At 38.8% G+C, this 8,446-nt stretch carries 10 protein-coding genes and 1 tRNA gene; 9 read left to right on the top strand and 2 right to left on the bottom strand.

The genetic code is table 11. From position 1 onward, the window contains the following. The coding region (locus HT701_RS11280) for a hypothetical protein (RefSeq protein WP_205403487.1) at window positions 1-258 on the bottom strand (258 nt) is incomplete at its 3' end. Between HT701_RS11280 and HT701_RS10560 the strand changes: the two genes are divergently transcribed. The 3 genes from HT701_RS10560 to gap all read left to right on the top strand — a co-directional run bounded on the left by HT701_RS10560 (window position 242) and on the right by gap (window position 3,382). After that, complete coding sequence (locus HT701_RS10560; protein ID WP_050243336.1) at window positions 242-925, top strand: ABC transporter ATP-binding protein; 684 nt, start codon at window positions 242-244, stop codon at window positions 923-925. The two genes, HT701_RS11280 and HT701_RS10560, sit on opposite strands and share 17 nt — an antisense overlap. Then, window positions 894-2,195 carry an ABC transporter permease gene (locus tag HT701_RS10555; protein ID WP_172931510.1) on the top strand — a complete coding sequence of 434 codons (1,302 nt, stop codon included), beginning with the start codon at window positions 894-896 and terminating at the stop codon, window positions 2,193-2,195. The genes HT701_RS10560 and HT701_RS10555 overlap by 32 nt, the downstream gene beginning before the upstream one ends. A gap of 176 nt (window positions 2,196-2,371) precedes the next feature. Continuing rightward, window positions 2,372-3,382: a type I glyceraldehyde-3-phosphate dehydrogenase gene (gene gap, locus HT701_RS10550; RefSeq protein WP_033687386.1), complete on the top strand. Its 1,011-nt coding sequence runs from the start codon at window positions 2,372-2,374 to the stop codon at window positions 3,380-3,382. A gap of 68 nt (window positions 3,383-3,450) precedes the next feature. Here the strand turns inward: gap and HT701_RS10545 are convergent, their stop codons facing one another. Beyond that, the gene (locus tag HT701_RS10545) at window positions 3,451-4,326 is read right to left on the bottom strand and encodes an RluA family pseudouridine synthase (RefSeq protein WP_345889998.1); all 876 of its coding nucleotides are present in this window, start codon (window positions 4,324-4,326) and stop codon (window positions 3,451-3,453) included. Between the two features lie 86 nt (window positions 4,327-4,412). On the opposite strand from HT701_RS10545, the gene pbp2a reads away from it, so the two are divergent. The 6 genes from pbp2a (at window position 4,413) to HT701_RS10515 (ending at window position 8,350) form a co-directional block, all read left to right on the top strand. Continuing rightward, on the top strand, window positions 4,413-6,608 hold the full coding sequence (pbp2a, locus tag HT701_RS10540; protein ID WP_172931509.1) for a penicillin-binding protein PBP2A: 2,196 nt from the start codon (window positions 4,413-4,415) through the stop codon (window positions 6,606-6,608). A gap of 52 nt (window positions 6,609-6,660) precedes the next feature. Continuing rightward, complete coding sequence (gene rpmG / locus HT701_RS10535) at window positions 6,661-6,813, top strand: 50S ribosomal protein L33 (protein WP_014017356.1); 153 nt, start codon at window positions 6,661-6,663, stop codon at window positions 6,811-6,813. Between the two features lie 9 nt (window positions 6,814-6,822). Then, the gene (gene secE, locus HT701_RS10530) at window positions 6,823-6,999 is read left to right on the top strand and encodes a preprotein translocase subunit SecE (protein WP_001210991.1); all 177 of its coding nucleotides are present in this window, start codon (window positions 6,823-6,825) and stop codon (window positions 6,997-6,999) included. Window positions 7,000-7,049: 50 nt separating this feature from the next. Next, complete coding sequence (gene nusG / locus HT701_RS10525) at window positions 7,050-7,586, top strand: transcription termination/antitermination protein NusG (RefSeq protein ID WP_172931508.1); 537 nt, start codon at window positions 7,050-7,052, stop codon at window positions 7,584-7,586. A gap of 120 nt (window positions 7,587-7,706) precedes the next feature. Next, window positions 7,707-8,186 carry a sigma-70 family RNA polymerase sigma factor gene (locus HT701_RS10520; RefSeq protein ID WP_172931507.1) on the top strand — a complete coding sequence of 160 codons (480 nt, stop codon included), beginning with the start codon at window positions 7,707-7,709 and terminating at the stop codon, window positions 8,184-8,186. A gap of 92 nt (window positions 8,187-8,278) precedes the next feature. Then, a tRNA-Glu gene (locus HT701_RS10515) sits at window positions 8,279-8,350 on the top strand. The last annotated feature ends 96 nt before the right edge of the window (window positions 8,351-8,446 follow it).

The following is an 8,446-nucleotide window of genomic DNA, read 5'->3' as shown; positions in this document are numbered from 1 at the left end:
ATACTCAATGAAAATCAAAGAGCAAACTAGGAAACTAGCCGCAGGCTGTACTTGAGTACGGCAAGGCGACGTTGACGTGGTTTGAATTTGATTTTCGAAGAGTATTACTTGATATACATCCAGAAGCAAACGAGGCAATAGAGAGAAAATTTTAAGTAGTAGGCCTATAGGGTCAATCAACTTGAAGGATTTTCTATCAGTACGATGTATGACGATAACGGTTTTAAATAAGGGGGAAAGAATGTCCATTTTATCCATTAAAAATATTTCAAAGTTTTACGCCTTGGACGGTAAACATCAAGAGCAGGCTTTAAAGAATATAAACCTGCAGATTGCAAAAGGTAAAATTACAGCGATTTACGGACCGTCAGGCTGTGGCAAAACCAGTCTACTCAATATCATCAGCGGTTTAGATAGACAATATGAAGGAGTTTTAGAATTTAAAGGGGAATCCCTCCGTGACTTATCAGAGATTGAACTAACTCAATTTCGTAAAAACAAGATTGGATTTGTGTTTCAAAACTTTAATCTCATTCCTCATCAATCTGTCTTGGACAATGTCAAGCTACCTCTCTATGTCAAAGATTTATCTGATAGGGAGATGACAATGATTGCAAAGGAGCAATTAAGTAACTTGGGCATGGAGCCTTTTATGGCTAAAAATGTTAAACAGCTTTCTGGCGGGCAAAAGCAACGCGTAGCAATCGCGCGTGCTTTGGTAAATCAGCCTGATATGATTGTAGCAGACGAGCCAACGGGTTCGCTGGACTCTCAATCCCAAGAAATGGTATTGGAAGTATTTAAAAAATTAGCCCAAACAGGGAAAACAGTATTGATCGTAACCCATAATCCAGAGGTTGCTGAATATGCAGATGTGATTATCAAAATGAAGGATGGTGAAGTCGTTGAAGAAGTCAAAAAATAAAGGATTATCATTGAAAAATAAATTCAAACTTTCTTTAAATAACTTTCTGGAAAGAAAGTGGCGTAACCTATTGATTGCGCTAGCAACCTCAATCGGTTTTGTAGGAGTCTTAATTTCTTTCGGCTTGGGAAATGCATTGATTTCGATGATTGATGAAAATACGAATGGAGGTCAAATCCCTTCTCAAGTTCAGATTGCTTTAAACACAAAAAATGTTGGACGAGGCTTTTTGAACCAAGATGATAAGAACTATATCACGGATACAGTTGGAAAAGAAGCTATTAAATATTTGGAGAGTCCTTTTGGGATGATCATGTCAAATATTACTATAGATGGTCAAGAAATGGATCTTAGCCAAACGATGCCTTCTTATGCTCAAGTAGTGAGTCTCTATGAGGATACAAGTATCTCTGTTAGTAGTAATGAGGCGGACAAAGTATTGGCTGGCTCCCTCTATACTGATGCAAATGAACAGGGTTTGACAATTCCAATCAGTTTACTAAAAAATTGGAATGAACAGACAGGAAAAAATCTGACAGCTAGTGATATTATTGGCAAATCAGTCTCAGCCAGCATTGTAGAAAATGATGCTGAAGCTAGCAAGACCGCTCAATTTCAAACAAAGATTGTACGTGTGATCAATGATGAAGATGACATGGAGGACAGCAACAGTTTCATGCCGTCTCATCAAATGGAAACGATTTTGAAAGAGGCTGGATTTACAAAAGCTGTATCTTATTTTATCTTGGAACTCAAAGATCCATCACAAACAAAAGCGATAACAGAAGAATTGCAGAAAAACAAGAAGTATACTGTCCTTTCTCAACAGAAGGTTCTTGATATTGTGATTACTTTTATTCGTGTCATTCAGGGATTGTTGATTGTGCTTTCCTCACAAGCTATTGTGGTAGCAGCGGTCATGATTGGTATTATCATTTACATCAATATCATGCAACGTTCTAAGGAAATAGGTGTCATGAAGGCAGTTGGTTATCAAAATCGTGATGTCAAAGGAATTTTTATTTACGAGGCTATCTGGATTGTAGGAATCGCCTTGATGCTGGCATTTTTGGTTGCACAAGGGGTGGGAAGTTTGGCGAATGCGATTGTAAGTCACTTTTACCCATCCATCACTAAGGTTTTTGAATTAAATCTTTTATCTGTTTTAGGAACTCTAGTTTTCGCTCTATTACTTGGTTATGTCTCAGCCTACTTCCCAGCGCGTAAAATTAGTAAAATGGATCCTGTAGAATCGCTACGATATGAATAGTAAGGAAGTTCTTGATTTATAGCCTTAAAAAGAAACTAACATAGAAAAACAATGCCCGTACTTGCAATTAAACTTAAATAGTTATATAATAGGTTTGTTGAAAGGTGATTTGTAGTGATTCAAGTTACTCTTTTCACAATAAAAATTTCATGATTTTCATAAGGAGGAAATCACTAATGGTAGTTAAAGTTGGTATTAACGGTTTCGGACGTATCGGTCGTCTTGCTTTCCGTCGTATCCAAAACGTAGAAGGTGTTGAAGTTACTCGTATCAACGACCTTACAGATCCAGTTATGCTTGCACACTTGTTGAAATACGACACAACTCAAGGTCGTTTCGACGGTACTGTTGAAGTTAAAGAAGGTGGATTTGAAGTTAACGGTAAATTCATCAAAGTTTCTGCTGAACGTGATCCAGAACAAATCGACTGGGCTAACGACGGTGTAGAAATCGTTCTTGAAGCTACTGGTTTCTTTGCTAAGAAAGCAGCTGCTGAAAAACACTTGCACGCTGGTGGAGCTAAAAAAGTTGTTATCACTGCTCCTGGTGGAAACGACGTTAAAACAGTTGTATTCAACACTAACCACGACGTTCTTGACGGTACTGAAACAGTTATCTCAGGTGCTTCATGTACTACAAACTGCTTGGCTCCTATGGCTAAAGCTCTTCAAGATAACTTTGGTGTTGTTGAAGGATTGATGACTACTATCCACGCTTACACTGGTGACCAAATGATCCTTGACGGACCACACCGTGGTGGTGACCTTCGCCGTGCTCGCGCTGGTGCTGCAAACATCGTTCCTAACTCAACTGGTGCTGCAAAAGCTATCGGTCTTGTAATCCCAGAATTGAACGGTAAACTTGACGGATCTGCACAACGCGTTCCAACTCCAACTGGATCAGTTACTGAATTGGTAGCAGTTCTTGAAAAGAACGTTACTGTTGATGAAGTGAACGCAGCTATGAAAGCAGCTTCAAACGAATCATACGGTTACACAGAAGATCCAATCGTATCTTCAGATATCGTAGGTATGTCTTACGGTTCATTGTTTGACGCAACTCAAACTAAAGTTCTTGACGTTGACGGTAAACAATTGGTTAAAGTTGTATCATGGTACGACAACGAAATGTCATACACTGCACAACTTGTTCGTACTCTTGAATACTTCGCAAAAATCGCTAAATAATTCTTGAGTCGATAAAAAGCAAGGCCTCTTGGTCTTGCTTTTCTTATATGGAAAAATGGATGACACAATCATCCATTCTTTTTTAATTCTGTTTCAAAAGTATTCGAGAGGGCAGTGAAGTTTAATTTTTCTAATGTAAGTGGATGGGTAAAGGAAAGTCGGAAGGCATGAAGCATAAGCCGACTAGTCTTTGAATTGCTGTTATAGAGAGGGTCGCCCAAAATAGGGAAGTTATGATGCGAAAGGTGCACACGAATCTGATGGGTTCGCCCTGTTTTTAGTTTGCAACGAACCAAGGAAGTTTTGTTTGGAAATTGCTTTAATCTGCTTACATGTGTTTCAGCATATTGCCCATTTTTTGTATCAACTACTCGTTTTCTGCGGTCATGGCGATCACGCCCAATTTTGTCTTTGAAAACAAGTTCTTTGCTGTTGGTATGTCCGTCGACCTGTGCCCAATATTCCCTAGAAATCTCTTTTTTCTCAAGTAAGCGATTGAGAATAGGTAGGATAAAAGGATTTTTGGCAAAGAGAACTAAGCCACTGGTTTCCATGTCCAGACGATGAACGACATAGCAGGTTTGGCCAACATAGGCACTGACATGGTTAAGAAGGGCGATTTCGTTTGGCTGATTACCGTGGGTTTTCATCCCCTCTGGTTTGTTCACAATAACCAAGTGTTGATCTTGATAGACTTCTTGAATTAAGTCTGGCTTGCCCCAAGGAATTTCCTTTTTGGGATAATCTTCCTCGTCAAAAGTCAACTGGCAAACATCACCAGGCTTCACCATCTCGTTCCAGTGAACTTCTTCTTGGTTTATCAAAATATGTTTCTTGATTCTCAAAAAATGACGGATTTTTCTAGGGATGAGGAGTTGTTCCTCAAGTAATTGCTTTACCGTCATTTGAGGTAGAGAGTCTGGTAATGTAAATGTGAATTTCATACAGATATTGTAACAAAAAAAGCCCTATTTGGATAGGAAATTGCTAAATTCTTGTCTTCCTATGATGAAGATGATAAAATAAACGCATGAAATTAGATAAATTGTTTGAGAAATTTCTTTCTCTTTTTAAAAAAGAACCAAGTGAACTAGAGGATTCTGGGTCTACTAGCTTGCGTCGTTCTCGCAGTGATCGAAAAAAATTAGCCCAAGTGGGTCCTATTCGAAAATTCTGGCGTCGCTATCATCTAACAAAGATTGTCCTTATACTAGGTTTGAGTGCAGGCTTGCTGGTTGGAACCTATTTGTTTGCTGTAGCTAAGTCAACCAATGTTAACGATTTGCAAAACGCCTTGAAAACTCGGACTATTATTTTTGACCGTGAAGAAAAAGAGGCTGGTGCCTTGTCTGGTCAAAAGGGAACCTACGTTGAACTGACTGACATCAGTAAAAATTTGCAGAATGCCGTTATTGCGACAGAAGACCGTTCTTTCTATAAAAACGACGGGATTAATTATGGTCGTTTCTTCTTGGCTATTGTCACTGCTGGTCGTTCAGGTGGTGGATCTACTATTACCCAGCAGCTGGCTAAAAATGCCTATTTGTCGCAGGATCAAACTGTTGAGAGAAAAGCAAAGGAATTTTTCCTTGCCTTAGAATTAACAAAAAAATATAGTAAGGATCAGATCTTAACCATGTACCTTAATAACGCCTATTTTGGAAATGGTGTGTGGGGTGTAGAAGATGCGAGTAAGAAATACTTTGGAGTTTCTGCATCAGAAGTGAGTCTGGATCAAGCTGCGACTCTGGCAGGGATGCTCAAAGGGCCGGAACTGTATAATCCTTTGAATTCCGTACAAGATTCGACTAATCGTCGCGACACTGTCTTGCAAAATATGGTTGCAGCAGGATATATTGATAAAAACCAAGAAACCGAAGCTGCAGAAGTTGATATGAATTCGCAATTGCACGATAAGTATGAAGGGAAAATTTCAGATTACCGCTACCCTTCTTATTTTGACGCGGTGGTTAATGAAGCTGTTTCTAAGTATAATCTAACAGAGGAAGAAATCGTAAATAATGGCTACCGCATTTACACAGAGCTGGACCAAAACTACCAAGCAAATATGCAGGTTGTCTATGAAAATACAGCTCTATTTCCTAGGGCAGAGGATGGAACATTTGCTCAATCAGGAAGTGTAGCTCTCGAACCGAAAACAGGGGGAGTTCGTGGAGTTGTCGGTCAGGTTGCTAGCAATGATAAAACTGGATTCCGGAATTTCAACTATGCAACTCAATCAAAACGTAGCCCTGGCTCTACAATTAAGCCTTTAGTTGTTTATACGCCAGCAGTTGAGGCAGGTTGGGCTTTGAATAAGCTCTTGGATAACCATACCATGAAGTATGACAGCTATAAGGTAGATAACTATGCAGGGATCAAAACGAGTCGAGAAGTTCCCATGTATCAAGCCTTGGCAGAATCGCTTAATCTACCTGCTGTTGCCACTGTTAATGATTTGGGCGTCGACAAGGCTTTTGAAGCAGGCGAAAAATTTGGACTCAACATGGAAAAGGTCGACCGTGTTCTTGGTGTTGCCTTGGGAAGTGGTGTCGAAACCAATCCTCTTCAAATGGCTCAAGCATATGCTGCTTTTGCAAATGAAGGTTTAATGCCTGAAGCTCATTTTATTAGTAGAATTGAAAATGCTAGTGGTCAGGTCATTGCGAGCCATAAAAATTCACAAAAACGGGTGATTGATAAGTCTGTAGCTGACAAGATGACTAGTATGATGTTGGGGACATTTACCAACGGAACCGGTATTAGTTCATCGCCTCCAGATTATGTAATGGCAGGAAAAACTGGTACAACTGAAGCTGTTTTTAATCCGGAGTACACAAGTGACCAGTGGGTAATTGGTTATACTCCGGATGTGGTGATTAGTCATTGGCTTGGTTTTCCGACCACTGATGAAAATCACTATCTAGCTGGCTCTACTTCAAACGGTGCAGCCCATGTCTTTAGAAACATTGCCAATACCATTTTACCTTATACGCCAGGAAGTACCTTCACAGTTGAAAATGCATATAAGAAAAATGGAATTGCACCAGCTAACACAAAAAGACAAGTACAAACCAATGATAATAGCCAGACAGATGATAATTTGTCTGATATTCGAGGACGTGCGCAAAGTCTAGTAGATGAGGCTAGTCGGGCTATCTCGGATGCTAAGATTAAGGAAAAGGCTCAAACAATATGGGATTCGGTAGTCAATCTATTTCGCTAAGATGCTTGTCAAAGCCTAGCTTTCTTGTTATAATAGATAAGATGGAGGCGTTATGGCACTAAAAAAAGCAAGCCTAGCTTGTGCGGTTTGTGGTTCGAGAAACTATTCAATCAAGATTAGTGGAACCCCCAAGCCAACACGACTAGAAGTAAATAAATTTTGTAAACATTGTGGTAAGTACACTACACACAGAGAAACGAGATAGGAGAGAGCGATGCGTTTTATTGGAGATATTTTTAGACTTCTTAAAGACACAACATGGCCAACTCGCAAGGAAAGCTGGAGAGATTTTCGTTCTATCATGGAATACACAGCTTTCTTTGTAGTAATTATTTACATTTTTGACCAGTTGATTGTTTCAGGTTTGATTCGATTTATTAACATTTTTTAGAAGAGTAGTGAAAGTACACTAAAAATCTTCTATTTATGAAAGGAAATATCATGGATAGTTTTGATAAAGGATGGTTTGTTTTACAAACTTATTCTGGTTATGAAAATAAGGTAAAAGAAAATCTATTACAACGTGCACAAACCTACAATATGTTGGATAATATTCTACGCGTTGAAATTCCAACACAAACAGTGCAAGTTGAAAAAAATGGAAAGAGAAAAGAAGTAGAAGAAAATCGCTTTCCAGGTTATGTTCTTGTAGAAATGGTGATGACAGATGAAGCTTGGTTTGTTGTGCGAAACACACCAAACGTTACAGGATTCGTAGGATCTCACGGGAACAGATCAAAACCAACACCATTATTGGAACAAGAAATTCGTGACATTTTGCTATCTATGGGACAAACTGTTCAAGAATTTGATTTCGATGTTGAGGTTGGTCAAACTGTACGTATTATTGATGGTGCTTTTGCAGACTACACTGGTAAGATTACAGAAATTGATAATAACAAAGTGAAAATGATTATCTCTATGTTTGGTAATGACACAGTTGCAGAAGTAAACCTAAACCAAATTGCGGAATTATAACCCTGAGAGAGGCTGAGCCTCTCTTTTTTGTGCAGTTGAGACGGTGTAGAGAACAGAATGGAGAAAATGGAACAAATGTGTTTTCTAATCTGTTAGACTGTACACAGAAAGGGGAAAAGAATGATTAAAGAATTGTATGAAGAAGTCCAGGGGAGTGTATATAAGTGTAGAAATGAATATTACCTTCATTTATGGGAACTATCGGATTGGGACCAAGAGGGCATGCTCTGCTTACATGAATTGATTAGTAGAGAAGAAGAGCTGGCAGAAGATATTCCTCGTTTACGTAAATACTTCAAAACTAAATTCCGGAATCGAATTTTAGATTATATCCGTAAGCAAGAAAGTCAAAAACGGAGATATGATAAAGAACCATATGAAGAAGTAGGTGAGATTAGTCATCGTATAAGTGAGGGAGGTCTCTGGCTAGATGACTATTATCTCTTTCATGAAACACTAAGAGATTATAGAAATAAACAAACTAAAGAGCAACAAGAAGAACTAGAACGCGTCTTAAGAGATGAACGCTTCCGAGGGCGTCAAAGCGTGCTAAGGGACTTACGTATTGTGTTTAAAGAGTTTGACATCCGTACTCATTAGGAAGTCATGTAAAAAAGTAAAAAAAGTTTAAAAAAGGTGTTGACAAAGTTAGAAAAGCCTGTATAATAGTAAGAGTTGAAAACAACAACTCTGGTCCGTTGGTCAAGGGGTTAAGACACCGCCTTTTCACGGCGGTAACACGGGTTCGAATCCCGTACGGACTATGGTATGTTGCGGTTGTAACACATGATGAAAAAAGATTAAAAAAAGTTTCAAAAAAGTGTTGACAAGCGAAAGTGATTGTGATATACTAATATAGT

This window comes from Streptococcus sp. 10824 (genome assembly GCF_013276595.1).
In the GTDB taxonomy this organism is placed as follows: domain Bacteria; phylum Bacillota; class Bacilli; order Lactobacillales; family Streptococcaceae; genus Streptococcus; species Streptococcus pseudopneumoniae.
Note: the sequence above shows the minus strand (reverse complement) of the source record. Positions and strands in the feature narration are given on the sequence as shown.

Coding starts and splice junctions, on each gene's coding strand:
- HT701_RS10560 (WP_050243336.1), top strand. CDS start 242: ATGTCCATTTTATCCATTAAAAATATTTCAAAGTTTTACGCCTTGGAC.
- HT701_RS10555 (WP_172931510.1), top strand. CDS start 894: ATGGTGAAGTCGTTGAAGAAGTCAAAAAATAAAGGATTATCATTGAAA.
- gap (WP_033687386.1), top strand. CDS start 2,372: ATGGTAGTTAAAGTTGGTATTAACGGTTTCGGACGTATCGGTCGTCTT.
- HT701_RS10545 (WP_345889998.1), bottom strand. CDS start 4,326: ATGAAATTCACATTTACATTACCAGACTCTCTACCTCAAATGACGGTA.
- pbp2a (WP_172931509.1), top strand. CDS start 4,413: ATGAAATTAGATAAATTGTTTGAGAAATTTCTTTCTCTTTTTAAAAAA.
- rpmG (WP_014017356.1), top strand. CDS start 6,661: ATGGCACTAAAAAAAGCAAGCCTAGCTTGTGCGGTTTGTGGTTCGAGA.
- secE (WP_001210991.1), top strand. CDS start 6,823: ATGCGTTTTATTGGAGATATTTTTAGACTTCTTAAAGACACAACATGG.
- nusG (WP_172931508.1), top strand. CDS start 7,050: ATGGATAGTTTTGATAAAGGATGGTTTGTTTTACAAACTTATTCTGGT.
- HT701_RS10520 (WP_172931507.1), top strand. CDS start 7,707: ATGATTAAAGAATTGTATGAAGAAGTCCAGGGGAGTGTATATAAGTGT.